Below are 25,933 nucleotides of genomic sequence, written 5' to 3'. Positions count from 1 at the left end.
GCGCTGGCACCAAGTAAGCTAAAAAAGGCGCTTAGCAAAAATACAATGGAGTAGAGCTTGGATCGTGCAGCAAAGGGCTTTGCTGTCGCTAACAAAGTAAACATAGAGTGCTTCCCGCCGCTGCTCGCCCGCATACGGCTAATATGGCCATTGACTGATAAAGGCGGGAAGGTGCAGGCTCAGTCGTGGCTGAACAAAGCGTCGACACCCCGTCGCGTTTATCTTGTTATTTCAGGCCGGTCTCCGGACTCACAGAGTGCTCATACATCAGCACGATCAATTCGCCTTCCCACGTAAAACGCAGTGGCTGCTCGCTTTGCTAAAAGCCAGCGGAACGATCATCTCTGTTTACCGTTGCGGGGGCAGTACAGGCATTGCAATGCTGATTAGCAGCGCGCACCTGTTTCCCGTTTCACCTCTGTGTGCAGAAACACACGCGGGCACCTGAAACATCGGCGCAAAGCATACCCGCTGGGGGTGTGGAGTCAAGGATTTAGGGGTTTTGGGAGTCTTCCTGCGTGCGGCGTAGTTACGTTAGTAAGTGTGCTTGGCGCTTTAGGGTTAACGTGTCGCGTTATACCGTGATAAAAATATGAAGTAATTGTCTAGGGAATTCTGATAATTCAGAACAATATGCGACCTATCCATCCCTGCGATATATTGCGAGAAGGCTATGTATTGCCGCTGGGCTTGAGCGCCAATCGTCTCGCCCGCGATTTACGTGTCCCTGTTACCCGCATCAGCAAAATATTGAATGAAGAGCGGGCCAATCGTACGATCCGTTATAGTTGGCTGAGCAAGCACTTGTTTGAAAGCTTGGAGCAAGTTCAGAAGTATGAAACTGAGTGGCTTTGGTTTACTCAAATAGATACTCTAGTGAAACAAAGTAGGGGGTATATTTGGGGGTATAAAGGACGTTAATTGCTTAGAAAATATAATTAATACAAGTGGTTGGCTAATCTAGGCGTGTCCGGTCCCGCACTAGGATAGAAACACGTGGGCGATTTTGAGGGACATATTCGCCCACAGATTTGCTTCCCAAAATTCTGCGTAGAGGCTGATAAAAATTATCAAACTTTCATCCAGACCTCGCCACAGAGTTGCGCTGGCTTTTGCCGCAAACGGGCCACCGCAATCTCATACCGGTAAATCGACGGTGCTTAGCTAATAAACTGCACCAAGTCTGCCAGTGGATCACGATCCATAATAACGTCATTAATGCGCGCGCCAACATCTTCATAACCGAAAGACAGTCCGCAAATGATGGCGTTGCCGTCTGGAATATTGGCAATTTTAAAGACCGGATCGGGGTAGAGGGCTAGGGCGCCCTGCGGGCAGCTTGCCAAGCCATTTTCGACCAGTAACAGCATGAGGGTTTGTAGATAAATACCGATATCGACCGCATTTACTGCGCCCATGCTAGCGGGCATTGAAATAAAGGCTACGTGGGGAGCATCGAAAAACTCCCAGTTTTTCATGGCAAGTTGTTGGCGCTTTTCTTTTTCGTGGCGCTTGATTTCCATAATACCGTAATAGGTGAAGGCGCATTGGTATTGGCGGTCTTTGTACACGCCGGTGAGGCCTGCGTCGCCGGGGGTGAATACGGGCGTTGGGGCTTTGCCAGACATAATTTCTTCAAATATTGCCGCTTGTAAATCTTTGCGAGCTTGTCCAGACAAGACCACGGTATGCCAAGGCTGGGTGTTGCAGTTGGAGGGCGCAAAGCGGGCTTGGTCAAAAATTTGTTCCAGCAGCTCTTGTGGGACAGGGTCGGGTTTGTACCCCCGAATAGAGCGACGGGCTTTTACGGCATCGGAGACTTTCATGAGCTTATTTTCCAGATCATTTTACAAAGGGCTAAACGGTAAATGATTTTTGTTGGATAGTCATTGGCGTTAGCGGTATTTACTAGTATTTCGCATGCTTATTATTGGTTTTGCCCAATAAAAAAGGCGGCCGAAGCCGCCTCTCTATGAACAATCTTGCGATTATGGCAGAAGGTGTTTTACACCGTCACGCTCTTCGGCAAGTTCTTGCTCAGTGGCTTGCATTTTGGCGCGGCTGAAATCATTGATTTCTAGGCCTTGAACGATTTCCCACTCGCCATTTTTGCAGCGGCAAGGGAATGAGTAGATCAGGCCTTCTTGAATGCCATAGCTACCGTCGCTGTATACACCCATAGAAACCCAGTCGTCACCAGTAGTACCAAGTGCCCAGCTGCGCATGTGGCCAGCAGCAGCGTTCGCTGCAGAGGCGGCGGAAGATGCACCGCGTGCTTTAATAATAGCTGCACCGCGTTGCTGTACAGTTGGGATGAAGTCGCCTTCAAGCCATGCTTGGTCTACGAGGTCGCTAGCGGTTTGGCCAGAAACTTTTGCATTGAACAGGTCTGGATACTGAGTTGCTGAGTGGTTGCCCCAGATTGTCATATTGGTCACGTCGTTAACTGTTTTGCCAGTTTTGATGGCAATTTGAGTCATGGCGCGGTTGTGATCCAAGCGGGTCATCGCAGTAAAGTTGCGCGCTGGAATAGACGGTGCATTGCGCTGAGTGATCAGTGCGTTGGTGTTTGCTGGGTTACCAACAACCAATACCTTGATGTTTTTGCTGGCGTTCTGATCAATAGCTTTACCTTGAACAGAGAAAATAGCCGCGTTAGCTTCGAGCAGATCTTTACGCTCCATGCCTGGGCCGCGTGGGCGTGCGCCAACAAGCAGTGCGTAATCAGCGTCTTTAAAGCCAACATTTGGATCGTCGGTGCAAACAACACCGGCTAGCAATGGGAATGCACAGTCTTCTAGCTCCATGCGCACGCCTTGTAGGGCGTCCATCGCTGGAGTGATGTCGAGTAGGTGAAGAATAACGGGCTGATCGTCGCCCAGCATAGCGCCGGAAGCGATACGGAAAAGAAGTGCGTAGCCAATTTGGCCGGCTGCACCGGTAACGGTGACGCGAACTGGTTGTTTCATTGGGCGATTCCCTTTCTGGTGGTGGTCTGATTTTTGAGCGGGTGCGATCGGACGTGGATTACACGATCCGACATGCACCCGTGCCGGGGTCTGGCCGTGTACGAGACACCTCATGCCAGCAGATTTTGGCGGGCTAATGATAGTCATCTCCGCCAAGGATTGCCAGCGCTAGGGCGCGTTAAGGGCAAATAGGCGTCTTGATCTAGCTTGAATAGGCTGATTGGTGGCCGCTGCGGCGACGTTTCTATATAATGCGCGCCCCAGTCCTCCATTTGATTTGCGTGCCATGTCTAGTTTGCCGAAACTCGAATTCAACAAGCTTCAAAAGCGTTTGCGCCGCCACACAGGGCAGGCGATTGAAGATTATAAAATGATCGAAGAGGGCGATCGGGTGATGGTTTGTCTGTCTGGGGGCAAAGACAGCTACACCATGCTTGATATACTCATGAACCTGCAAAAAAGCGCGCCGGTTAAGTTTGAGTTGGTTGCGGTTAATATGGACCAAAAGCAACCGGGCTACCCAGAGCATGTGTTGCCTGAGTATTTAGATGCCTTGGGTATCGAATATTACATCGTCAATAAAGACACTTATTCGATTGTTAAGCAGAAAATTCCCGAAGGTAAAACGACCTGTGGTCTCTGTTCGCGCCTGCGTCGCGGAACCCTGTACGCATTTGCAGAAGAAATTGGCGCAACAAAAATTGCCCTTGGTCACCATAAAGACGACATCGTACAAACCCTGTTTTTGAATATGTTTTACGGCTCGCGGATTTCTGGGATGCCCCCAAAGCTGCTATCTGACGATAAGCGCAATATTATTATTCGGCCCTTGGCGTATTGCCGTGAAAGCGATATTGAGGCCTTTGCCGCTCATAAGGCGTTTCCAATTATTCCCTGCAATCTTTGCGGTTCGCAGGAAAACCTGCAGCGCCAAAACATCCGCAAGATGTTAATGGATTGGGAAAAAGCCGATGGCAGCCGCATAGAGAAGATCTTCTCTTCTATGCAAAATATTGCACCCTCGCAAATGGCCGACACAAATTTGTTTGATTTTGCCTCGCTGACAATCGATCGCAGCGGTGAGCGCAAAGAGTATGAGTTTGGCGACTCCACCCAAACAATTGATGCGGGTGGCGTGCCTTCGCCCTTATCTTCACGCAGCGATGTAATTGAACTGGTTCAGCTTTAATTACAGCTCTCAAGCTGCCTAGGCCTAAGTGGGCTTGGCAGCTGCCTTCTCTACAAAACAATTCTCCATTCTTAATTGGCTGTTGTTGATGCTGGCCTGATTTCTGCTATATCCATGAATATTAATGGTTTAGTGGCGAAAATTGTGTCGATTCATGAGTATTCTCAATCCTTCTGTCAAAATAATGACGAATTTTCCGGCTGTGAAGCCTCGCTTATTTGGGTTGTCATTTTATTGACATCTCCTGCCAAGAGGGTATTTGGCACTGAGGGTGTAGCGTGACGAGCTCTGTAGTAGCTGAAAATAATCTGCATTCTAGGTCCAGCGTCCTTGTGATTATTTTCATGACGCTGCTGTTCACGGCTGCCTTGGTGGTGACTGCGGAAGCGGCTTGGCAGCAATGGCGTTTTGCCGATTCTTCGGCGTCGGAAAAAGGCGTGAGCGATCAGCGCAGCCAGCGCGAGTTATACCTTGAGCGCAAAGTTAAAGATCTTGCGGCGTCGCTACTTGATACACGGGATATCAAGGTGAGTGTGCAGGTGAATGAGCTTCGCGATGCTGAGGTTGAGAGTAAGGCCGTGCTGATACTAGTAAATAGTCGCAAGCAAAGTAAGAACCTAGAGCAAACGCTTTCAAGCCTGTTAAAGACAGGCCTGGCGATAGACGAGGCGCGTGGCGATAGCTTTGCGATGCAATTTCTTGCCTTTCCCAGCTTAAGCGATAGCACAAGGTCGGTGCTTGGATTTACCGTAATCCAGCGAATGTATATTGGTCTATCCCTGCTTTTTGTGGCCAGTGTAGGTTTGGTCTGGGTGCTTCATCGCTATCGCCAATCCCGGGTTCAGTCGCAGGAATCACTTGATGATTACAGTGATCAACTACGGCGCTTTAAAGACATTGCGCAGGATGAACCTACGCGGGTGGCGAGCGTCTTGAGTGAGTGGTTAAACGGGGTGCCCAAGTGATGACGACGGCGATTCACTTATCAGACGCGGAGCAGGCGGCGGCCCTAATTATGTCATTAGACAAGGCCCAAGCGGCGGCGATAATGCGAGCATTGCCGCCGGCAGACGTACACCGGCTGGCAGCAGTGATGAGCGGTATGGATGCGCCGAGCAGCGCCGAATTTCATCAGGTGTTGGCGCGTTTCCATAGCGATGTGAAGACGTTTTCTGGGGTGAAACCCAGCGCAGGTGACGCGGTATTAAGTTTGCTGGAGGAGGCCCTAGGTGCTGAGCGAGCTAATTTATTGAGTGACCGCTTGGCTCTGCACGGCCAGTCGAGGCACATCAGTAAACTGAAGTGGTTAGAGAGCAATACGATTGTCGAAATTATCCAGCGTGAACACCCGCAAATCCAAGCGGTAGTGATTGCCTGCCTTGATGCTAGGCAGGGTAGCGAGGTATTGCTGGCATTTGAGGAGTCGCGGCGACTTGATTTACTTGCCCGTTTGGCCGGTTTGAAGAACCTTACTCCCGCAGCATTAGAGGAGTTAGATTGGCTATTGGAGCAGTACTTTAGCCAAGTTGGCCGTCCGCTTGGCCGCACAATGACTGGGGATTCGCTTGCGGCGGCACTGCTAAATGAAATGGACGTGGGCTCAGAAAGTAATTTGCTAAACGGCTTGCGCGCCAGTCAACCAGAGCATGCGGCGCGGGTTGAGGAATTAATGTTTGGTTTTGCTCAAATTGGCAATATGGCTGAACAAGATACGGCCTTGTTGGTAAAACAGCTCTCTCCCGAGATACTTGCGCCGGCCTTGGCAGAGGCTGGAGCGCAACTCCGGCGCAAATTTTTAAGTACATTAAGCCCAGAGCAAAAGCAGGCAGTGTCAGCTTTGTCGCGCCGCTTTACTCAAGCGGAGTCTGCTGCCGCTCAGATTGAAATTGTAAAAATTGCAAAGCAAATGGCGGCGGTAGGCGAAATTATTCTCGATGCGCGCAAAATTGATGTGTTTTAATGCCGATAGTAAACAGCATTGATTACATCGCGTGTATTGTAATTAATGTTTAAAAATAGCCTATATTCAGGCTGAAATCTTTTTGTTTAACAAGGACGTTTAAGCACATGCCTGCTTTAAATTTAGTGTTGTTGGAAGAGCTGCGTGGGTTCATGGAAGAGGATGTTTTTACCCTTATCGATGAATTTGAAATAGACACCCAGGAGCGACTGGCTACCATTGGGCAGGCAATAGAAAATCAAGATGCCGAAACTCTGAGAACCGTTGCCCACACGGTGAAAGGCGGCGCTGCTTCATTGGGTGCAGACAGTCTTTCTCAGCATTTTCGGGGTTTGGAGTTGCGGGGTCGCGATGCGAGTTTTCAAAACATCGAACAGGATTTTAGTAATACCCAGCGTTGTTTTGTTGAAGCAATGGGCTTGATTCGCAAGTGGTTGGCCGAAGGAAAATAGCGTCTGTCATTTTTTTGACAGTAGGTGATTTTTGTAACTAATTGATTTTTATAAAAATAATATTGGCGCAAGTCTTGCTCTAATCTTGGTATTCCACCTTTAGAGCGGTACCGGCGTGACGGCGAAAGATTTACTCTCCCAAGCAGAAATAGATGCATTGCTGGCCAATGTGCAGGCGCAGGCCTCACAGCCAGATCCTGCAGGGACTAGCGCTGCCCGCTCTTTCGATTTGGCAAGCCGCCGTCGTTTAAAGAGGCGCCGTTTACCGGGCTTGGAGCAAATTAATAAGCGTTTTGCGGAATATTTTCGAGACAGCATTAGCGAGGTTTTAGGCCAAAGCCTTGACGTTGCTGCTATCGATTTACAGTTCCAGACCTATAGTGAATATCTGCACTCCCTGTACGTTCCAACCTCATTAAACCTCATGCGCTTACATCCGCTAAAGGGTGTTGGGATGGTCGTGTTTGACGCCCGCTTAGTGTTCCGTTTGGTCGATATGTTCTTTGGCGGCAACGGCACCCAAGGGCACGCCGATGGGCGTGACTTTAGTAAGGTTGAGCGCCGAGTGATTGCTCGCCTGATTGACCGTGCTCACAGTGACTACGATCGCGCTTGGCGCTTGGTGAGTGATGTGCATTGCGAGTCATTGGCGATGGAGGTGAATCCGGCGATGGCGTCGATCGCCGGACAGGCCGAAAGCGTTGTGGTATGCCGGTTTCAAATAGAACTGGATAGCGGCGGCGGGGGCGAGTTTCACATTGCTTTGCCCCTTGCGATGTTGGAACCAGTGTTGGCATTGCTCAGTAAAACAGAATCTGCTGAGCAGCTAAGCAATAACGCCTATTGGCAGAGTGAGGTCAGTCATTCGCTGTTGGATATGAATGTGGCAACCCGCTGTACTTTGGCGGAGCCGGTAATGAGCTTGGGGCAGGTGGCAGCCTTGCAGGTTGGCGATGTTATTCCCTTTAACAGTCGAGAGCCCTCTGTATTAAAAGCGTCTGGCGTTCCACTGGCACGGGCTCAGCTAGGTTTGATTAAAGGCTATTTAGCACTAAAAATAGTGGATTAGCGTAATGGTAGGAATTGGCCGCAGATGTTTTGTGCTGCGAGTCAGCGATATTGGCGCTATTTTGAATTAAGTGATGAGAGTTATGTATGGATAATCAAGACGAGCTACGCCGCCAGCGTCAGGCCTTAAAAGACGAGATGGAGGCGGCAGATAGGGGTGAGTTTCAAGCTATGTCTGGCGCTAGCTTTGCTGATCCCAAACCAAGTGAAGGCGCTGGGGCTCGGCTTCGCGATCGCAGTCCTGAGGGGCCCGATTTATCAATGGTGATGGATATTCCGGTGCGTCTTACGCTAGAAGTGGGTGGTAGCGATATGCCTATTCGTGACTTGCTACAATTACACCAAGGTGCAATTGTTGAGTTGGATCGGCAAGCCGGTGAGCCTTTAGATGTATTGGTTAACGGCACATTGATTGCGCGGGGCGAAGTGGTTGTTATAGAAGACAAGCTTGGTATTCGGCTTACTGAGGTTGTCAGTCAGGCTGAACGTTTACAATCGCTGCGCTAAGTTTGCTCAGTTGGTGGTCTAGCTCGGAGATAAATAAAATATGAAACGTCGGCTGGTATTTTTAACTCGCCATCAAGAGGCATTAACTGAAATTGCTGAGATGCTAGACCAGCCGCATTTGCAGGGCTGGCGTTGGCAAATATTTACCAGCGCCGATGCAGAAGTTCAGCGTTTGAATTTGCCATTAGCCTCTCCGTTACTGCATAGCAATATGCTTGGCGGTGCATGGCGCGGCGGGTTTTGGGGCCTGTTTTTTAGTTGGTTGCTACTGTTGTTTGGTATGTCGCTGTTTACGATTGAATCCGAGCTGGCGCGGGATATCATTTTTTATTCGCTGCCTTTAAGCATGGTGTTTTTCGGCGCATGGGAGGGCGGCTTGCTTGGCCTAATGCAAGATAACCCCGCTTTGAAGGAATACCGCGCCCACGCTGAAGAGGGAGCATTTGTTTTACTTGTGGATGTGCAAACAGTTGATCAGCGCTTATTAAAGAAGATTATGGCGATGTGTAATGCCGAGCAAATTGGCGAGCATACCCAGCGCATGTGGGGTTGCCCTTGGCGAGAAAATATTTATAGCCCAGCAAAATTGGCGGTGTCGGCGTCATGAGTCGAGCTATCCAAGTTGTTGCGGTAAGTGGCGGCAAGGGCGGTGTCGGCAAAACCAATGTCGCGATTAATATTAGTATCGGCTTAGCCGAAGCGGGTTCTCGGGTTGTTTTACTTGATGCGGATTTTGGCTTGGCCAATGTGGATGTGCTGCTTGGCTTGAAGGCTAGCAATACCATCGAGCAGGTTTTAGATGGTAGTTGTTCGCTTCAGGACATCATGCTCACTGGCCCTGCGGGGATTAAGATTATTCCGGCATCGTCCGGCACCCGGCATTTAAGTATGCTCAGTTCAATGGAGCACGCGGGTTTAATTCGCGCCTTTAGTGATATAGCCAATCAACTCGACGTGCTGGTGGTAGACACGGCGGCGGGAATATCTGACTCCGTGGTGAATTTTCTTAGTGCCGCCCAAGAAGTGCTGATGGTGGTGTGTAATGAGCCCAGCTCGATCACAGATGCTTACGCCCTAATAAAATTAATGAATCGGGATTTTGGTCGTAGTCGCTTTCGTATTGTCGCGAATATGGTGGCAGATGAGCGTGAGGGGCGTCAGCTGTTTGAAAGTTTAAATCAGGTGTGCGGGCAATTTTTGGACGTGGGTTTGATTTATGCGGGAACGATACCTTTCGATACCAAATTGCGCGACGCCGTTCGGCAGCAAGCGCCGGTTATATTGGCTGCACCTAGCAGCGAGTCTGCAAGAGCGCTTCGGAGCTTGGCGGCGCAGGTAAAAGATTGGCCGCTGCCGGCGAGGGCACAGGGGCATCTGGTGTTTTTTGTTGAGCAATTACTTGCCGCAAAAGACCGATCCGACGGCGCGGATAATGCGGTGCGCTTCAAATGAAGGACGAGGATCGCAAAGAGCTATCGCCCAACCCCTTTGGCGATGCCTACGACGAGGCCGACCCCGTCGCATCGACTTCGTGCTCACCCGACGATATGCGGATCTTGGTGGTGGAGGGCTTTTCTACTATGCGACGCATTATCCGCAATTTACTTTTGGATCTGGGCTATCGCTATATCAGCGAGGCTGAAGATGGTTTATCGGCCCTGCCCATGCTGCACAACCAGCGTTTCGATCTGGTGATTACGGATTTGCTGATGCCAAGAATGTCCGGCTTGGCTCTTTTGCGGGCGATACGGGCAGACAGCAATTTGGCTCATATTCCGGTGTTAATGATCACCGCCGATGCGAAACGTGAACAGATAGTTGAGGCGGCGGAGGCCGGTGTGAATGGTTATATGGTCAAACCCTTCACCGCGGCGACGTTGGAGGGAAAAATTTTGGGGATTATTCAGCGCGGTATTTGAGGATAAATTATGGCTTTATATACCGTATTTGCTGGGTTTCTTGCGGTGCAAAGAATATTGCCGGAATGTGATGGAGCTTACAGCTAAAGCGACGGCGATTACCGATAATAGTGCTTGTTATTTTTTGTCTATCTATCGCTTTCGGCGCAGACGGTTAGGCAAGGTGTATTAGGCTTAGTAAGGCTTCGCAACAAAGCAGATATAACTCGGGTGTGCTGTGAACGAAATTGAACACGAAGGTATTTTGGCGATTTTCCTCGCGGAAGCGGAGGAGATTGTTCAGCGCCTGTCGGAACAGCTTGCTGAGTTACGTTATGGCTATGATGGTCAACGAATCTTGGATGATATCCACCGTGGTTTTCACACCTTATATGGTGGGGCGACGGTCTTAAAGCTGGATGAGTTGGCGGAATGCACGCAACTGGCTGAGCGGGTAATGGAGCGCGTTCGCACTCGTCGCGTATCAATGACACCAAGCTTAGTATCTTTGTTTGTCGCCACCCTCGGTGCGACGGAGCTGATGTTGGCGCGGCGTATTAATCACCAAGAACCCAGTGCTATTGATAGTGAATTGAAATCGCGTTTGCTGCGGGCGGCGGATCGCAACAACAGTCCTTCGGCGGCCAATAACCCTGTGGAGTCTGCTAGCGACCCCATGAGCGTGTTTTTTGATGGTCGTTTGCGGCCTAGAGACAAGCAACTTACTGATTTGGCGCCGTCAGTTTTGCAATACGAAAGCGCGAGCTATGCACCCTTGGCGCATCAAACGGCAAGTGAGCCGCCGGGTGGTGTGGCATTAGGCAGCGCGACACTAGATACCTTTCAGAGCTATTCAGAGTCGAATTTTGAAACCCTTGATGCCGTTATTTCGGCACCGCTTAGGCAGGCGCAGGCTGAAATAAAGCCGGCTTTTGCAGCTAATACGGCTAGCAATTTAGATAATCTAGTGGGCGAGTTGAGTTGGGTCAGGCAGCGTTTGATGAAATTTCGTGGCAAAGGGCATTCGGCCGAGCTCGATAAAGCCCTCGTCTATTTAGACCTCGTTACTCAGGATTTTGAGCGCTTGAACCAGCAAAGTGGTAAGAATAACTAGCCCAATGCGCGCGGCCGCATTGTTGTGCGATTCACTGAACTTGTCTCCTAACACTTCTGTAATTCGTTTTCAGCACTAAAGCTCCTTTTGTTCGTATATACTTGGCGGCGATTTTGCGCATGTCGTCGACATGTCTATGCGTAGACAAGCGGGAGTGGTTTTGGCAAATACTGGGCTGGAAGTTAAGCAGTTATACAGCGATCGAGATGATCGAGTGCTGTTTGCAGATTTGTGCTTTCAGCTCAGAGCTGGCGAGCTAGTGCAGATTGCGGGCCCTAATGGCAGTGGAAAAACCAGTTTGCTACGGATTTTGGCGGGCCTTTCCAGTCGCTACGCGGGTGAGGTGTTGTGGCAGGGCAAGTCTTTGCTCAAACATCGACATGAATATCTGCAAGAGCTTCTTTATATTGGTCACGGCGCGGGTATTAAGGCAGTTTTAAGTCCGCTAGAAAATTTGCGTTGGTCCTGCGCACTGCGGGGACTGAATAATAATGACGATCAAATCTTATCCGCACTAGCGAAGGTTGGTTTAAGCGGCTTTGAAGAACAGGCCTGTCATTCGCTCTCTGCCGGTCAGCAGCGCCGTGTAAATCTGGCCCGATTATTTTGTATTCCCGCCAGCTTATGGATTCTCGATGAGCCTTTTACCGCAATCGATCAGCGCGGTGTGACTGAAATAGAGCGCTGGTTGAGTGAATTTGTTAGCGAAGGCGGTGCAGTGTTGCTGACTACTCATCACCGTCTAAGTTTCGCCCAAGATTTTAAGGTTGTGACATTGGGGGAGGTGGCCCATGTCTGAATCAGGCTTAGCGCATTTGGTCGTGGCGGTTTTGCGGCGCGACGTGATGGCGTCGCTGCGGCGGGGCAGTGAGTGGTCTAATCCCCTCGTTTTCTTTGTGATGGTCTGCGCGCTGTTTCCCCTTGGTATTGGCCCGCAGCCAGACCGATTAGCAGAGCTGGCTCCCGGCATTTTGTGGGTGGTTGCATTATTAGCCTCACTGTTGGCTACCGACAGCTTGTTTAGAGGCGATTTTGATGATGCTACCCTAGAGCAAATGTTGCTAAGTCATCAGTCGCTCTATCCACAGGTGCTAGCAAAAACATTGGCTCATTGGCTGATGACGGGTTTGCCCCTCAGTATATTGTCGCCGGTTTTGGGAGTGCTTTTGCAGCTACCGGCGACGGGAATGCTGGCACTGATGGTGAGTTTACTGCTGGGAACCACGGTGTTGAGTTTTATTGGCGCCATCGGTGCAGCATTAACGGTGGGGCTGCGGAAAGGGGGCTTGCTGCTGTCGCTTATCGTATTGCCTTTATATATTCCCGTGCTCATTTTTGGCAGTAGCGCCGTTAAATCTGCAGTTGCAGGGGGAGAGTATTTTCCTCAGCTGGCGATGCTAGGGGTGTTTTATTTGGTGGCTATAGCCTTGTCGCCGCTGGCTATTTGCGGTGCGCTGCGGATCAGTGTTGATCAGTAGCGGCTAGGCTGGCGCTTGTTTTCTGGGCGCGGCGTAGTTTTCAATTTTATAGCCAGGCTAAGGTATAATGCCCGACCTTTATGGCGGCCCTTATAATTGCAGAACCTGAGGTCGACTATACGATTGCTCGGAATAGGTTCGAAGTTTTTAAAAGAGAATAGTGCTTTGTCGATTAGCTCAACCTTCCATAAATGGGGATCGCCGCGGTGGTTCTATCAGTTTAGCGCTAGGCTTATGCCGTGGCTGGCTGGCCTGTCGCTGCTGCTACTGGTGGGCGGTGCTGTGTGGGGCTTGGCCTTTGTGCCGCCAGACTATAAGCAGGGTAATAGTTTTCGGATTATCTATATCCACGTTCCAGCCTCTGCAGTGGCGATGGGAGCGTATATGACAATGGCGATTGCCGGCGCTATCCATTTGATTTGGCGAATGAAGTTGGCGGCGATGGTCATGAAAGCCATTGCACCCATTGGTGCCTCGCTCACCTTTCTCGCTCTGCTTACCGGTGCCGTGTGGGGTAAACCAACCTGGGGTACTTGGTGGGTGTGGGATGCGCGGATCACCTCGGTACTGATTTTGTTCTTTTTGTATTTGGGCATTATTGCTCTGCATCAAGCCTTTGAAAACCGTGACGCGGCGGCCAAGGCCTGTGCGGTATTGGCCATTGTTGGTGCGGTGAATATTCCAATTATTTATTGGTCGGTGGAGTGGTGGTACAGCCTGCACCAGCCGGCAAGCATTAGCTTTACAGGGCAGTCGACGATTCATCCCACCATGCTGCGGCCGCTAATGGCCACATTGAGTGGCATGTATTTATTTTTCGGCTGGCTATTACTGTTGTTTGTCCGTGTTGAAATTTTAGATCGAGAAAGAAACACCCGCTGGGTGCAAGACCTGATTTGTGGAGAGTCGCGCTAATGTATTTTGAATCTATTAGTGATCTTCTCCGCATGAGCGGTCACGGACCTTATGTTTGGTTTTGCTACGGTGTAAGTGCCTTGGTACTCAGTATTTTAGTGGGTGTGGCAAGAAGTCGCCGCAAGCAGGCGGAGCAGCAAATACGCGCTATAGTGCGACGTAAAAAGGCGTCGACATCGAGCACATCACAGCATTAAGAGATTTGTATGGCTATGCATCCTCAGCGCAAACAGCGCCTTTTGATAATTTTATTTATTTTGGTGGTAAGCGGCTTGGCGGCTGGATTACTGGGCTATGCCTTAAAGGAAAATATTAATTTATTTTATCCCCCCGCCGATATTGCCGCTGGCAAGGCCCCGACGGGGAAAGCGATTCGCGCAGGGGGCATGGTGCAGGAAGGTAGTGTTCAACGCGCTAGCGATAGTTTGGTAACGCGATTTGTCGTAACGGATTTTAGCGCGACAGTCACCGTAGAGTACGAGGGAATTCTTCCGGATTTGTTTGCCGAAGGCGAAGGCGTGGTAGCCTCGGGTAAATTAGGTGAGGACGGCGTTTTTTACGCCACTGAAGTGCTAGCAAAACATGATGAAACCTATATGCCGCCGGAAGTGAGTGATGCCCTAGAAAAATCTGCGGCCAGCCGCGCTGCACAGCAAGAGAAGGGCAGTTTGTGATAGTTGAATTTGGTCACCTCGCATTAATACTCGGTTTTTGCTTTGCATTGGCTTTGGCGATTCTGCCTCTGTGGGGGGTATTTCGCGGTGATCAACTGGCGATGCGCGCGGGCCGGTACTTAAGTTTCGCGCAATGCCTGTTTACCACCATTGCCATTGCCAGTTTGTTTTACGCGTTTTTAACTGATGATTTCTCGGTTGATATCGTCGCCGCTCAATCTAACTCATTGTTACCTGCGGCATATAAATTTAGCGCGCTGTGGGGTGGCCATGAAGGCTCGCTGCTGTTGTGGTTACAAATTCTTACGTTGTGGACGGTCGCGGTCGCTATTTTCTCACACCAATTACCCTTAGATATTCTCGCCCGCGTACTGTCGGTTATGGGAATGATCGCGGTGGGTTTCTTCGGGTTCTCTCTGTTTACCTCTAACCCATTTGCCCGTCACTTATTGAATGTGCCCGCAGACGGACAGGATTTAAACCCCTTGCTTCAAGACCCCGGTATGGTGATTCACCCACCCATGCTTTATGTGGGCTATGTCGGCTTTTCTGTCGCCTTTGCCTTCGCGATTGCCGCTTTAATGAGCGGCCGCATGGATGCGAGCTGGGCGCGCTGGTCTCGGCCTTGGACAAATATCGCTTGGTTGTTTCTAACTGTTGGTATCGCACTGGGTAGCTGGTGGGCGTACTACGAATTGGGTTGGGGCGGTTGGTGGTTCTGGGACCCAGTAGAGAACGCTTCGTTTATGCCCTGGTTGGTGGGCACGGCGCTAATACATTCATTAGCCGTTACCGAAAAGCGTGGGGTGTTTAAGAGCTGGACACTGTTATTAGCTATATTTGCCTTCTCTTTAAGTTTATTGGGCACCTTCTTGGTCCGCTCTGGGGTGCTTACCTCGGTACATGCCTTTGCTGCTGATCCTACCCGCGGTATGTTTATTCTCGGGTTTTTAGTGATTGTGGTGGGCGGCTCGTTGACGCTCTATGCCTTCCGCGCGCCGAGCAATCAGCAAACAGCCACCTTCACGTGGCTGTCCCGTGAGGCCTTATTACTCGTCAATAATATCTTGTTATTGGTGGCGGCAATGACCGTGCTACTGGGCACCTTGTTTCCGCTGATTATGGACTTTGCAGGACTGGGTAAATATTCGGTTGGGCCGCCGTATTTCAACGCTATTTTTGTACCTTTAATGTGTTTTATGGCACTGGTGGTTGGTATTGGGCCGTCGTCACAATGGAAGCGCAGCCAGCCTGCATCTTGGGCTAGACCTTTAATAGCAGCGTTTGTAAGCAGCGTGGTGCTAGGTTTTATCATTCCGCAGTGGTTTGGCGACGGCATGCACATTGGCGCCACAATTGGTGTCTTGCTAGCGGCGTGGATTGTATTGAGTAGTGTGGTGAGTCTGCGCAGCAAAGTCCGCAATGCACCGACTTTGGCGAAGGGTTTGCGTCGCCTTACACCTTCATATTACGGCATGTTGATAGCACATATTGGCTTTGCAGCTAGTGTGCTTGGCGTCGCGATGGTGACTAGCTTTAACGACGAGCAGGACATTCGTATGGAAGTGGGGGAGCGCACCAAAAGTGCGTTTTCTTATGAGGTGAGCTTTGATGCGATGCAGGCTATTACTGGGCCGAATTATCAGGGCCAGCGCGGCACATTTTCGCTGTGGCAGGGTGAAAAGTTAATCGCTGAGTTGCACCCTGAAAAGCGCCGCTACCACGCCCGTAGCAGCCAAGTGATGACAGAAGCCGCAATTGATGCTGGATTGATGCGCGACGTCTATATCGCCTTGGGTGAGCCCGTGGGCAAAGACGCTTGGGCGGTACGCATTCATGTTAAACCATTTGTTCGCTGGATATGGCTGGGCGCAATACTTATGGCTATCGGTGGCTTATTGGCGATTTGTGATAAGCGCTATCGGCCTAGTCAAAAAATAGCAGTAAACGTGGACGGAGAGCGCAGTGCAACGACTTAAGTTATTTTTACCTTTACTGGTTTTTGTGCTGCTTGCGGCGGTGTTTTTTGGCGTTGAGCGGCGTGTGATGACGGGTGATTACGCGCCAACAGATTTGCCCTCAGCCTTAATTGATAAGCCCTTGCCAGATTTTGTTGAGCCGGCCTTGAGTGATGGTCGGCCTATCAATAAATCGCAGATTGTCGGTGAGCTATTTTTGCTGAATGTATGGGCGACCTGGTGTCCAACCTGTCATTTTGAACACCCGTTTTTGCTGAAGTTAGCGGCAGAAGGGATAAAAATTGTCAGTATCGATTACAAGGACGAAGCGGAAGCCGCCAAACGCTGGCTAGCTGAAAAGGGCGACCCATATTCTCTTACCTTGTTTGATGAAGACGGCTCACTCGGGCTAGACCTTGGTGTGACCGGCGCGCCGGAAACCTATTTGGTCGATGCTGCTGGAATGGTGCGTTTCCGCTACCAAGGCGCTTTAGAACAAAAGATTTGGGATAAGGAATTTGCACCGCGAATTGCCGAATTAAACGCGCAGGGTTCGACCCCATGAAGCGCATCGTATTAAGCTGTGTTTTAGCCTTGTTTAGTCTCGCCGCCGGGGCGGTTATCGAAACCTATCAATTCGATACCCCACTGCAGCAGCAGCGCTACCACGCCTTTATTGAAGAGCTGCGCTGCCCTAAATGCCAAAATCAAAACCTATCTGGCTCAGACTCAGCCATCTCAAAAGATTTGCGCCGCCAACTGCATAGCATGATTATGGAGGGCAAGTCGGATATCGAAATCACCCAGTATATGGTGGCGCGTTATGGCGATTTTATTTTGTATCGCCCCCGTTTTAGTAGCCAAACGGCGGTATTGTGGCTAATGCCGCTTGGTTTATTGGCACTAGGTTTGTTGGTGTGGTGGCGGATGGCGTCTAGCCGCAAGCGAGTGCAATTATCTGCCGATGAGGTTTTGTCGCAACGCGATCAGGAGCGACTGCGGGCGCTATTAGATGATGATGCTGAGCGAGCGGAGGAGCGCTCATGATGAGCTTGTATATTGGTCTCGGCGTATTGCTGCTATTGGCGGCCATACTTGTTTTGTTGTCTTTGCGGAGTCGGCAGATAAGCCAAAACGACATCCAATTACATCGCCGCGCCCAACGAGATTTTTATCGCCAGCGCCAGCGGGAATTGCGCAGCGATCTTGACTCTGGGCTGATTGACCAAGCGCAATTTGCCGAGCTAGAGCGGGATTTAGATAGGCAGCTCGTCACAGAGTCTGCAACTGAAGCTAGTTCCACGGTAACTCGATCTAAGCGGGTTTATGTACTGCTTGTGTTGGTGCTGATTCCGCTTATTGCGGTACTGATTTACGAGCGTTTAGGCTATCGACAAGACTTGGCCCTGCGCGAATTACAGGCTGAGATTGTTCGCGATGGCATTGATGATGCGCGCTGGCAGCGCTACCAAGGCCTTGTGGAAGATATTTTGGAACAAAGGCCAGATAGCGGCGAGCACTTGGTGATGATGGCAATGCTCTACCGTCAGCAGGGTGATTTTGCCGGTGCCTTGCCTTACTACCAACGTCTCGAAGTTTTATTCCCCCAAGATCCCGATATTTTGGCCCAATTGGCGCAGGCGCGGTATTTGGTGGGTAATAGAAAGGTCGACGCGCAAACTCGCAGCCTGCTAGAACGCGCTTTGACAATTAACCCAAATCAAGGTACAGCCTTGGGGGTGTTGGGTATCGATGCATTTGCCGGTGGTCGCTATCTTGAAGTCTTGGCGCATTGGCAGAAGCTGCTCATCCAGTTGCCTGCCGGTTCGCCTGAAGTTGGGGTGATTAGCGGTGGTATCGCCGAAGCCAAGCGTCGCGCAGTAGCGGCGGGGAATTTGCGTGGATTAGAAGTTAGTGTTGCTTTGGCGCCGGAGTTGGGTGCTGCGCCGTCTGGGGTTTTATTTGTGGTGGCTAAAAGCAGCGATGGAAACCCTATGCCGGTAGCTGCATTGCGGGTCCCCTTGTTGACCACACAGGAATGGCCTATTAGTCTTCTGTTCACGGATGCGGATGTGATTCGACAGGGCATGGGCTTGAATGATTTTTCTGAACTTAGCCTGTCAGCACATATTAGCCGTGCAGGGACAGCTATTCGTCGCAATGGTGATTGGGTCGGTAAACCTATTCAAATTGAACTGAATACAGTCAATGAGCCACTGAGTTTGTCGATTACCGAGGTGCAGGGAAACTAAGCTAAAACCGTTTCCCTGCGCACAAAGTCACAAATACTGCTGTCAGTCCCCGCAGCTATCGCTATAATCGCGCTTTGCGCAAATTTATCCTGTTGTTGCCTCGAGAATATAATAAAACTCAGCGTGGCAGCAGCTACAGTGTTGGTTATTGGTTTATGCGTCTTAAAAGTATCAAATTAGCGGGTTTTAAATCGTTTGTAGACCCGACGACTGCCCATTTTCCGACGAATCTGTCGGCGGTGGTCGGCCCAAATGGTTGTGGAAAATCCAATATTATCGACGCTGTGCGTTGGGTAATGGGGGAGAGCTCGGCTAAAAATCTACGCGGCGAGTCAATGACCGATGTTATTTTTAACGGTTCGGTGAATCGCAAACCCGTTGGTCAAGCTAGTATTGAACTGGTTTTTGACAATACCGATAAAAAGCTCGGTGGTGAATACGCCGCCTACGACGAAATTGCTATTCGCCGGAAAGTCACCCGCGAAGGTTTATCTGAGTATTATCTAAACGGCACCAAATGTCGGCGCCGCGATATTACTGATATCTTCCTGGGCACCGGCCTTGGGCCGCGCAGCTATGCCATTATCGAACAGGGGATGATTTCGCGCCTGATTGAGTCTAAGCCAGAAGAATTGCGGGTATTTATAGAAGAAGCGGCAGGTATATCAAAGTACAAAGAGCGCCGCCGCGAAACCGAAAACCGCATGCGCCGAACCCAAGAAAACTTAGAGCGCCTGACTGACCTCCGCGATGAGCTAGAACGCCAGTTGCAGCATTTACAGCGCCAAGCGGCAGCGGCGGAAAAATACACCGAATACAAAAAAGAAGAGCGCTTATTGAAGGCGCAGTTGCAAGTGCTGCAATGGAAAGCCCTAGATGATCAAGCTGCAATAAAAGAACAAGAAATCAATCGCTTAGAGTTAGAGCGTGAAGCCATTGTAACGGAGCAGGTTGGTTTAAATACCGGCATTGAGCAGGCGAGAGATCAGCATAGCCAGTTAAACGACTCCTTCAATGAGGTGCAGGGGCGCTTTTACAGCATTGGCGCTGAAATTGCGCGTGCTGAGCAGGGTATTCAGCACCAGCAGCAGCGCCGCCAGCAATTAGATGCAGACTTGCAGCAGTTGAGTGTGAATGTACAAGAAACAACTCGTCACCTCGAAAGTGATCGCGAAAAGATTGCGATGTGGGAAGAAGAAATCGGTGAGATTGAGCCAGAGCTAGAAATTACCGATGCCGCTGAAGAAAGTGCAGCGGAGGCCTTGGCCAATGCAGAAGATGCTATGCAGTCTTGGCAGCAGCGCTGGGATGAATTTAACCAGCTGGCAGCGGGGCCGCGCCAGCGCGCTGAAGTTGAACAATCTCGTATTCAGCATTTGGAGCTGAGTCTGCAGCGTTTACAAGATCGTATCGAAAAGCTGGATCAAGAGCGCCGCGGGTTGAGCGTTGATGACAGCGACGACGATATTGAGATTCTTCAACAAGAAGCCGCCGAGGTAGAGCTAGAGGCATCGTCTGCCCAAGAGCGTCATGAGCAGCTCATTCCGCAAATTAGCGATTGCCGTGAACGGATTAAACAAGCCAGCGATGAATTAGACACCTGCCGCAGTGATTTGCAGCGCATGCGTGGCCGTATGGCATCGCTAGAGGCCTTGCAGCAAGCGGCCCTAGGGCAGGGCGACAAGGCTACCGCGAAATGGTTGGAGGATCAGGGCTTAGCAAATACGCCGCGTTTGGCTGAACAGTTGCAGGTGAGTGATGGCTGGCAGCAAGCGGTAGAAACCGTGCTGGGTGATCAATTGCAGGCACTTTGCGTAGATTCGTTAGAGGGTGTCGGCAGTATTTTAGATGGCTTGAAGGAGGGTCGTGTTTGCTTTGTTGAAGGTGCTGCGCAGGCGCCGTCCTCGGGGAGTTCGCTGGCGGACAAAGTCAGCGGAAATGCGGCTTTACTAGGCATACTTAGCAGTGTGCGGGTTGCTGATGATTTGGTGGCGGCACTAGCCATGCGCAAAAGTTTGGCCGCGCATGAGTCGGTTATTACTCCAGAAGGTTTGTGGTTGGGTACTAACTGGCTGCGTGTGAGCCGAGGTAACACCGAGCAGGGCGGCGTATTGCAGCGCCAGCAAGATCTACAAGAATTACGTGAAGCCATAGATTCAGCGGAGATGCGTATTCAAAGCATTGTAGATGCGCTGGATGCAGATCGACAGTTGCTTAAAACCCAGGAGCAAGATCGCGAAAATCTGAATCGCGAAATACAGCAATTTAACCGTCAACACAGCGAGTTAAAAGCCAAGCTTAGCGCCCAGCAAGCTCGTATTGAGCAGGTATTGGCGCGCCGTCAGCAGTTGGATGGCGATGGCAAAGAGCTGCGAAATCAGTTTCAGCTTGAGCAAGAATCGGTTGCGGAAGCACGTATGACCCTGCAAGAAGCCATTGAGTCTATGGAGCAAGACTCGGGCAAGCGCGAAGCCCTATTGAGCGAGCGCGATAATAATCGCACCGTGCTCGATGCTGCGCGGCAAACCGCTCGCCAGAGCAAGGATCACGCTCATCAATTGGCAATGCGTCATCAATCTTTACGCACCCAGCGCGACTCGGTGCTGCAGAATATCGGCCGCACGGAAGAGCAATTGGCACAATTGCATGAGCGCCGTGAACAATTGGCTGAGAGCCTGAATGAAAACGACGCGCCAATTGATGATTTAAAAATGGAGTTAGAGGCGCGCCTTGAGCAGCGCTTGGCGGTAGAAGAGGAGCTGGCTGAGTCTCGGCGCGCGCTTGAAGTGGTTGATCATCAACTGCGTGAAAACGAGCAGAAGCGCAATGGTATCGAGCTGCGCTTACAAACTGTTCGCAATAGCTTGGAGCAGGCGCGGGTAGAGAATCAGGGCTTGCAAGTACGACGCAAGGGCTTGCAGGATCAGTTGCAGGAGGCGCAGTTCGATTTGCAGTCGGTGCTGGAATCGCTGCCTGAAAACGCCAATGAGGCTGAGTGGTTAGAGTCGTTGGAGCAGGCGGGGCGGCGCATCACCAGATTAGGTCCGATTAACCTCGCGGCAATTGAAGAATACAAACAGCAGTCCGAGCGCAAAAATTATTTGGACGCTCAGAATAATGATTTGGTAGAGGCGCTGGAAACCCTAGAGGGCGCGATTCGCCGTATCGACAAGGAAACCCGCAACCGCTTCAAGGAAACCTTCGACAAGGTCAATGGCGGCTTGCAAGACCTCTTCCCGAAAGTGTTTGGCGGCGGTAGTGCCTCGCTTGAGATGACCGGTGACGACTTGCTCAATACCGGTATTTCGATCATGGCGCGGCCACCCGGTAAGCGAAATAGTACGATTCATTTGCTTTCTGGTGGTGAGAAAGCGCTGACGGCAATAGCCTTGGTGTTTTCAATCTTCCGCCTAAATCCGGCGCCATTTTGTATGCTCGACGAGGTTGATGCACCGCTGGACGACGCCAACGTCGGTCGCTATGCGCGCTTGGTTAAAGAAATGTCGTCGGAAGTGCAGTTTATTTATATCAGTCACAATAAAATTGCGATGGAAATGGCGCACCAACTTATGGGTGTCACCATGCATGAACCAGGTGTTTCACGCTTGGTATCGGTCGATCTTGAAAAGGCGGCGGAAATGGCTGCAATGTAAGGCAGCGCAATGTGGCTAAAATCTGGATATTTACTAAATCGCGTGGAACAATGGCGACTTAATTTCATCCAAAGCACAGCAAATTTTTGAGGATACAGCCACTACGGCTAATTAAGGGCTTGGTAATGGATCTCAATGTTAGAGATTGGTTGATTATTATTGGCACTTTGCTGGCGACGGCGGTGCTGTTGGACGGTTATCGGCGAGTGCGTAAAGATCGCCGCGAAACGCTGCGTTTAAGCTCTAAAGCGCGCTACGAAGACGACGATCTTTCAAACCCTGAGCTGCCTACCGGCACAGCTCGGGTGGTGGCGGTAAGAGAGACCCCCAGTCTCCATATGAAGCGCGCCCAGACGCCAGCGCCGAGCCCGCGTCAGGAGCCTGAACTAGAAGCACCAGAAACGGATGATTATGATGCCGAGGCATATGTCGGCAATTACGATGACGCGGACGACGATATTTTATTTACTGATCCTGTCGACGAATACAGCTCTCACTCTAAAACTCAGATTGTTGAAGACGATGACGAAGATGAGGTCGTTGCGGGTTGGTCATCGTCTAGTATTGATGACGACGAGGATGACGCGCCGATCAGAGTTAATCCAGAAGATGTTCCCGAACATGTTAGTGCCGCTGCAGTAGAAAAGGCGCCAGCCAAAAAGCAGGAAAAGCCACAGTCGCAGCCAGAACATCAAGAATTGCTAGTGATTAATGCTATGGCACCCGACGGTAAGCCATTTAAGGGCAATGATTTACTGCAAATATTAATGGCCTGTGATGTCCGTTATGGAAAAATGAACATTTTCCATCGCTATGAAAATTCTGATGGCACCGGAGAAATTCAGTTTAGCGTGGCAAACTTGGTTGAGCCGGGTAACTTTGATCTAGATGAGATTGATGAGTTTACGACTCCCGGCGTGGTGTTTTTTATGCATTTGCCGGGGCCAAAAGAAAGTATTAAAGCCTACGAGGCAATGGTCGAAACTGCGCGTTGCTTAGTAAAAAATCTTGAGGGTGAACTGCGCGATCAGACCCATAGCGTGGCAACAAAGCAAACCCTTGAACATTATAAACAGCGTATCCGTGATTTCGAGCGTCGTCAGCTAACCCTGATGTAGTCGATCTGGATCAAAATAACGGCGTTTTGAATGTCTGATAGTTCTCTGCGTGAACGCCTGCGGGCCTTGCGCGACCAGCTCCATCATCACAGTTATCAATACTATGTACTCGACGCGCCGGAAATCCCCGATGTCGAGTACGATCGTCTTTTCCGCGAGCTACAAGAAATTGAAGCACAGCATCCAGAGTGGCTAACGCCGGATTCACCGTCGCAGCGGGTGGGGGCGGAGCCGCTGCCATCCTTTAATCAAGTTCGGCACGAAACGCCGATGCTATCGCTTGATAACGTATTCTCTGAACAAGAATTATTAGACTTTGACCGGCGCGTAAAATCTCGTCTAGATGACGCTGCGACGCTGACCTATGCCTGCGAGCCAAAGTTAGATGGTATTGCCGTTAGCTTGTTATATGTCGATGGCATTCTGGTTCGCGGCGCGACCCGTGGCGACGGCCGAGTTGGCGAAGACATTACCCAAAACGTCAGAACCATAGCGTCGATCCCTCTGCGCTTACGGGGCGAAGACTGGCCGGAGGAGTTAGAGGTTCGCGGCGAAATTTATATGCCCCGCGCTGGCTTCGAACGGATAAACGCCCTAGGGCGCGAGACCGACGGAAAAGTATTTGTAAATCCCCGCAATGCGGCGGCGGGTAGTTTGCGCCAACTTGATAGCCGTATTACCGCTAAACGTCCCTTGGAAATGAGCTGCTACGGTATTGCCCTGCAAGAGGGTGAGGCGCTGTTTGAAACTCATAGTGAAGGTTTGCAGCGTTTGCGCGACTGGGGTTTTTTGGTTAGCCCGGAACTGCGGGTGGTCGATTCTATTGAGGGCTGTCTTGCATATTATGAAGGTCTTTTGGCGCGGCGTGATGCCTTGGCCTACGACATCGATGGCATTGTATTTAAGGTTGACTCCCTTGCTCTGCAAGCAGAATTAGGATTTGTCTCCCGTGCGCCGCGCTGGGCGATCGCCCATAAGTTTCCAGCCCAAGAAGAAATTACCTTGCTGCGCGATGTTGAGTTTCAAGTTGGTCGCACCGGCGCCGTTACTCCCGTTGCTAAGTTAGAACCTGTCTTTGTCGGCGGCGTTACGGTTAGCAATGCTTCTTTACATAATTTTGATGAAATAGCGCGTTTAGGCGTGATGGTGGGTGACTACGTTGTTGTGCGTCGCGCGGGTGATGTGATTCCGCAAATTGTTCAGGTAGTGCTAGAGCGACGACCAAAAAACGCGGTGGATATTATTGCGCCAACACACTGTCCGGTATGTGAAAGCGCCCTAGAGCGCGCGCCTGGCGAAGCGGTGCTGCGCTGCAGCGGAGGCCTTGTTTGCGGAGCGCAGCGCAAAGAGGCGATAAAACATTTTGCTAGTCGCAAGGCGATGGATATTGATGGTCTTGGCGATAAATTAGTTGAACAATTTGTTGATGCGGGCTTGATTGAAACCATTGCTGATTTGTATTTGTTGACGGTAGATCAAATCGCCAACTTAGAGCGCATGGGCCAAAAATCGGCGGAGAATTTAATTGCTGCCTTGGATAAATCTCGGGTGACGACCCTGCCACGATTTTTATATTCGCTAGGTATTCGTGAAGTGGGAGAGGCGACAGCATTGAATCTGGCGCGCCATTTTGGCGGTTTGCCGGAGTTAATGGCGGCAACTGAGGAAATGTTAATAGAGGTGGAGGATGTCGGCCCGATTGTCGCCAGTCATATACACGCATTTTTCGCGACTGAGTTTAATCGTGACGTTGTGCAGCAGTTGTGCGATCGTGGTGTGAATTGGCCGGCTGCTCAAAAGCAGGGCGGAGAACAGCCCTTGGCGGGACAAACCTGGGTTCTCACCGGAAATCTTGAAGCTATGACGCGGAGCGAAGCGAAAGAAAAATTACAGGCTCTTGGTGCCAAAGTAGCAGGCAGTGTTTCCGCAAAAACTGACTGCGTCGCCGCAGGTGCAAGTGCGGGTTCTAAATTAGCGAAGGCGGAGGCCCTAGGAGTGAAGGTAATTGACGAGCAAGGACTACTCGATGTGTTTGCTCGCAATGGGCAGGCAGAATGAAGATTGTTGGTTTGCTACTACTGGTGTTGACTATGTCGGCATGTACAACATCGCCGCCACGTAATCCAGGTGACATCTGCTCGATCTTTCGTGAAAAGGACGGCTGGTATGACGACGCCAAGGATGCGTCTAAGAAATGGAATTCGCCGATTCCCATTATGATGGCGATTATGTATCAAGAGTCGCGCTTTGTTGCTAAGGCAAAACCTCCGAAAAAATACTGGCTGGGTTTTATTCCAGCGGGACGCATGTCTGATGCCTATGGTTATGCGCAGGCAAAAGACGGTACTTGGAAATGGTATGTAGATAAGTCTGGAAACTGGGGCGCGGATAGAGACGACTTTACCGACGCCATTGATTTTGTTGCTTGGTATAACAATACCAGCAATAAAATCAATGGCATTAGCAATACCGATGCGTACAGTCTGTATATGGCTTACCACGAAGGCCACGGTGGTTTTAAAAAACGAAGCTTCGATAAAAAACCGTGGTTAAAACGTGTTGCCAGCAATGTCACTTCAAGAGCTGCAAGCTATGGCGCGCAACTTAGCCGCTGCGAAAAAGACCTTAAGAGCGGTGGTTGGTTTTTTGGGATTTTTTGACAACGCTTAACAGCTATCCGGCTTTGCAGAAGATTATTTTTTAGCCGTTTTACAATGGTAATTTTAAA

25 protein-coding genes, 1 pseudogene and 1 riboswitch are annotated in these 25,933 nt (G+C 50.5%); of the genes and pseudogenes, 24 read left to right on the top strand and 2 right to left on the bottom strand.

Annotated features, from left to right (window positions below; genetic code table 11):
* Positions 1-217 precede the first annotated feature (217 nt).
* Positions 218-463: riboswitch (cobalamin riboswitch) on the bottom strand.
* A 296-nt stretch (positions 464-759) separates the two neighbouring features.
* A pseudogene (locus C0068_RS19930) lies at positions 760-921 on the top strand (integrase core domain-containing protein); the annotation flags it as partial.
* Positions 922-1,160: 239 nt separating this feature from the next.
* Here C0068_RS19930 and C0068_RS07470 read toward each other — a convergent pair.
* Both C0068_RS07470 and C0068_RS07465 read right to left on the bottom strand, forming a co-directional pair.
* Positions 1,161-1,826: a nitroreductase gene (locus C0068_RS07470; RefSeq protein WP_103683866.1), complete on the bottom strand. Its 666-nt coding sequence runs from the start codon at positions 1,824-1,826 to the stop codon at positions 1,161-1,163.
* 162 nt (positions 1,827-1,988) lie between these two features.
* Positions 1,989-2,969: a malate dehydrogenase gene (locus C0068_RS07465; RefSeq protein WP_103683865.1), complete on the bottom strand. Its 981-nt coding sequence runs from the start codon at positions 2,967-2,969 to the stop codon at positions 1,989-1,991.
* Positions 2,970-3,255: 286 nt separating this feature from the next.
* Between C0068_RS07465 and ttcA the strand changes: the two genes are divergently transcribed.
* The 23 genes from ttcA (at position 3,256) to C0068_RS07350 (ending at position 25,865) form a co-directional block, all read left to right on the top strand.
* Positions 3,256-4,158 carry a tRNA 2-thiocytidine(32) synthetase TtcA gene (ttcA, locus tag C0068_RS07460; protein ID WP_103683873.1) on the top strand — a complete coding sequence of 301 codons (903 nt, stop codon included), beginning with the start codon at positions 3,256-3,258 and terminating at the stop codon, positions 4,156-4,158.
* A 344-nt stretch (positions 4,159-4,502) separates the two neighbouring features.
* Positions 4,503-5,123, top strand: coding sequence for a hypothetical protein (locus C0068_RS07455; protein ID WP_146047851.1), 621 nt, complete (start codon positions 4,503-4,505; stop codon positions 5,121-5,123).
* Entirely contained in the window at positions 5,123-6,118 is a 996-nt protein-coding gene (locus C0068_RS07450; protein ID WP_103683863.1) for a flagellar motor switch protein FliG, read from the top strand. Before C0068_RS07455 ends, C0068_RS07450 begins: the two co-directional genes overlap by 1 nt.
* Before the next feature lie 107 nt (positions 6,119-6,225).
* Complete coding sequence (locus C0068_RS07445) at positions 6,226-6,570, top strand: Hpt domain-containing protein (protein WP_103683862.1); 345 nt, start codon at positions 6,226-6,228, stop codon at positions 6,568-6,570.
* Positions 6,571-6,685: 115 nt separating this feature from the next.
* Complete coding sequence (gene fliM / locus C0068_RS07440) at positions 6,686-7,639, top strand: flagellar motor switch protein FliM (RefSeq protein ID WP_103683861.1); 954 nt, start codon at positions 6,686-6,688, stop codon at positions 7,637-7,639.
* An 86-nt stretch (positions 7,640-7,725) separates the two neighbouring features.
* Complete coding sequence (gene fliN / locus C0068_RS07435) at positions 7,726-8,145, top strand: flagellar motor switch protein FliN (RefSeq protein WP_103683860.1); 420 nt, start codon at positions 7,726-7,728, stop codon at positions 8,143-8,145.
* 40 nt (positions 8,146-8,185) lie between these two features.
* Positions 8,186-8,752, top strand: a complete 567-nt coding sequence (locus C0068_RS07430; protein ID WP_103683859.1) for a hypothetical protein — start codon at positions 8,186-8,188, stop codon at positions 8,750-8,752.
* Complete coding sequence (locus C0068_RS07425) at positions 8,749-9,597, top strand: MinD/ParA family protein (protein WP_103683858.1); 849 nt, start codon at positions 8,749-8,751, stop codon at positions 9,595-9,597. Before C0068_RS07430 ends, C0068_RS07425 begins: the two co-directional genes overlap by 4 nt.
* A 95-nt stretch (positions 9,598-9,692) precedes the next feature.
* Positions 9,693-10,064 carry a response regulator gene (locus tag C0068_RS07420; protein WP_103683872.1) on the top strand — a complete coding sequence of 124 codons (372 nt, stop codon included), beginning with the start codon at positions 9,693-9,695 and terminating at the stop codon, positions 10,062-10,064.
* A 217-nt stretch (positions 10,065-10,281) separates the two neighbouring features.
* Entirely contained in the window at positions 10,282-11,157 is an 876-nt protein-coding gene (locus tag C0068_RS07415) for an Hpt domain-containing protein (RefSeq protein ID WP_103683857.1), read from the top strand.
* Between the two features lie 130 nt (positions 11,158-11,287).
* A complete protein-coding gene (gene ccmA / locus C0068_RS07410) occupies positions 11,288-11,956 on the top strand; it encodes a cytochrome c biogenesis heme-transporting ATPase CcmA (protein ID WP_233208768.1) in 669 nt (222 codons plus the stop codon).
* Entirely contained in the window at positions 11,949-12,635 is a 687-nt protein-coding gene (ccmB, locus tag C0068_RS07405; protein WP_103683856.1) for a heme exporter protein CcmB, read from the top strand. Before ccmA ends, ccmB begins: the two co-directional genes overlap by 8 nt.
* A 165-nt stretch (positions 12,636-12,800) precedes the next feature.
* Positions 12,801-13,550 (top strand): heme ABC transporter permease, encoded by a 750-nt coding sequence (locus tag C0068_RS07400; RefSeq protein ID WP_404810242.1) that lies wholly within the window; start codon positions 12,801-12,803, stop codon positions 13,548-13,550.
* Positions 13,550-13,747 carry a heme exporter protein CcmD gene (gene ccmD / locus C0068_RS07395; RefSeq protein WP_103683854.1) on the top strand — a complete coding sequence of 66 codons (198 nt, stop codon included), beginning with the start codon at positions 13,550-13,552 and terminating at the stop codon, positions 13,745-13,747. The genes C0068_RS07400 and ccmD overlap by 1 nt, the downstream gene beginning before the upstream one ends.
* Before the next feature lie 15 nt (positions 13,748-13,762).
* Positions 13,763-14,224 (top strand): cytochrome c maturation protein CcmE, encoded by a 462-nt coding sequence (ccmE, locus tag C0068_RS07390; protein WP_103683870.1) that lies wholly within the window; start codon positions 13,763-13,765, stop codon positions 14,222-14,224.
* Entirely contained in the window at positions 14,221-16,203 is a 1,983-nt protein-coding gene (locus tag C0068_RS07385) for a heme lyase CcmF/NrfE family subunit (protein ID WP_103683853.1), read from the top strand. Before ccmE ends, C0068_RS07385 begins: the two co-directional genes overlap by 4 nt.
* A complete protein-coding gene (locus C0068_RS07380) occupies positions 16,190-16,747 on the top strand; it encodes a DsbE family thiol:disulfide interchange protein (RefSeq protein WP_103683852.1) in 558 nt (185 codons plus the stop codon). The genes C0068_RS07385 and C0068_RS07380 overlap by 14 nt, the downstream gene beginning before the upstream one ends.
* Positions 16,744-17,229 (top strand): cytochrome c-type biogenesis protein, encoded by a 486-nt coding sequence (locus tag C0068_RS07375; protein ID WP_103683851.1) that lies wholly within the window; start codon positions 16,744-16,746, stop codon positions 17,227-17,229. Before C0068_RS07380 ends, C0068_RS07375 begins: the two co-directional genes overlap by 4 nt.
* Entirely contained in the window at positions 17,226-18,434 is a 1,209-nt protein-coding gene (gene ccmI, locus C0068_RS07370) for a c-type cytochrome biogenesis protein CcmI (RefSeq protein ID WP_103683850.1), read from the top strand. Before C0068_RS07375 ends, ccmI begins: the two co-directional genes overlap by 4 nt.
* A gap of 155 nt (positions 18,435-18,589) precedes the next feature.
* Positions 18,590-22,087, top strand: coding sequence for a chromosome segregation protein SMC (gene smc / locus C0068_RS07365; protein WP_103683869.1), 3,498 nt, complete (start codon positions 18,590-18,592; stop codon positions 22,085-22,087).
* Positions 22,088-22,212: 125 nt separating this feature from the next.
* Complete coding sequence (gene zipA, locus C0068_RS07360) at positions 22,213-23,205, top strand: cell division protein ZipA (protein WP_103683849.1); 993 nt, start codon at positions 22,213-22,215, stop codon at positions 23,203-23,205.
* A 30-nt stretch (positions 23,206-23,235) separates the two neighbouring features.
* Positions 23,236-25,263: an NAD-dependent DNA ligase LigA gene (gene ligA, locus C0068_RS07355; RefSeq protein ID WP_103683848.1), complete on the top strand. Its 2,028-nt coding sequence runs from the start codon at positions 23,236-23,238 to the stop codon at positions 25,261-25,263.
* Complete coding sequence (locus tag C0068_RS07350) at positions 25,260-25,865, top strand: transglycosylase SLT domain-containing protein (RefSeq protein ID WP_103683847.1); 606 nt, start codon at positions 25,260-25,262, stop codon at positions 25,863-25,865. Before ligA ends, C0068_RS07350 begins: the two co-directional genes overlap by 4 nt.
* Positions 25,866-25,933 lie beyond the last annotated feature (68 nt).

The sequence above is a fragment of the Zhongshania marina genome (assembly GCF_002915595.1).
GTDB lineage: Bacteria > Pseudomonadota > Gammaproteobacteria > Pseudomonadales > Spongiibacteraceae > Spongiibacter > Spongiibacter marinus_B.
This window is presented reverse-complemented; position numbering and strand designations above follow the sequence as displayed.

Excerpts from the sequence above, each read along its gene's own strand:
- C0068_RS07470 (WP_103683866.1), bottom strand. The coding sequence starts at position 1,826 with ATGAAAGTCTCCGATGCCGTAAAAGCCCGTCGCTCTATTCGGGGGTAC.
- C0068_RS07465 (WP_103683865.1), bottom strand. The coding sequence starts at position 2,969 with ATGAAACAACCAGTTCGCGTCACCGTTACCGGTGCAGCCGGCCAAATT.
- ttcA (WP_103683873.1), top strand. The coding sequence starts at position 3,256 with ATGTCTAGTTTGCCGAAACTCGAATTCAACAAGCTTCAAAAGCGTTTG.
- C0068_RS07455 (WP_146047851.1), top strand. The coding sequence starts at position 4,503 with ATGACGCTGCTGTTCACGGCTGCCTTGGTGGTGACTGCGGAAGCGGCT.
- C0068_RS07450 (WP_103683863.1), top strand. The coding sequence starts at position 5,123 with ATGACGACGGCGATTCACTTATCAGACGCGGAGCAGGCGGCGGCCCTA.
- C0068_RS07445 (WP_103683862.1), top strand. The coding sequence starts at position 6,226 with ATGCCTGCTTTAAATTTAGTGTTGTTGGAAGAGCTGCGTGGGTTCATG.
- fliN (WP_103683860.1), top strand. The coding sequence starts at position 7,726 with ATGGATAATCAAGACGAGCTACGCCGCCAGCGTCAGGCCTTAAAAGAC.
- C0068_RS07430 (WP_103683859.1), top strand. The coding sequence starts at position 8,186 with ATGAAACGTCGGCTGGTATTTTTAACTCGCCATCAAGAGGCATTAACT.
- C0068_RS07425 (WP_103683858.1), top strand. The coding sequence starts at position 8,749 with ATGAGTCGAGCTATCCAAGTTGTTGCGGTAAGTGGCGGCAAGGGCGGT.
- C0068_RS07420 (WP_103683872.1), top strand. The coding sequence starts at position 9,693 with ATGCGGATCTTGGTGGTGGAGGGCTTTTCTACTATGCGACGCATTATC.
- ccmA (WP_233208768.1), top strand. The coding sequence starts at position 11,288 with ATGTCTATGCGTAGACAAGCGGGAGTGGTTTTGGCAAATACTGGGCTG.
- ccmB (WP_103683856.1), top strand. The coding sequence starts at position 11,949 with ATGTCTGAATCAGGCTTAGCGCATTTGGTCGTGGCGGTTTTGCGGCGC.
- ccmD (WP_103683854.1), top strand. The coding sequence starts at position 13,550 with ATGTATTTTGAATCTATTAGTGATCTTCTCCGCATGAGCGGTCACGGA.
- ccmE (WP_103683870.1), top strand. The coding sequence starts at position 13,763 with ATGCATCCTCAGCGCAAACAGCGCCTTTTGATAATTTTATTTATTTTG.
- C0068_RS07375 (WP_103683851.1), top strand. The coding sequence starts at position 16,744 with ATGAAGCGCATCGTATTAAGCTGTGTTTTAGCCTTGTTTAGTCTCGCC.
- ccmI (WP_103683850.1), top strand. The coding sequence starts at position 17,226 with ATGATGAGCTTGTATATTGGTCTCGGCGTATTGCTGCTATTGGCGGCC.
- smc (WP_103683869.1), top strand. The coding sequence starts at position 18,590 with ATGCGTCTTAAAAGTATCAAATTAGCGGGTTTTAAATCGTTTGTAGAC.
- zipA (WP_103683849.1), top strand. The coding sequence starts at position 22,213 with ATGGATCTCAATGTTAGAGATTGGTTGATTATTATTGGCACTTTGCTG.
- ligA (WP_103683848.1), top strand. The coding sequence starts at position 23,236 with ATGTCTGATAGTTCTCTGCGTGAACGCCTGCGGGCCTTGCGCGACCAG.
- C0068_RS07350 (WP_103683847.1), top strand. The coding sequence starts at position 25,260 with ATGAAGATTGTTGGTTTGCTACTACTGGTGTTGACTATGTCGGCATGT.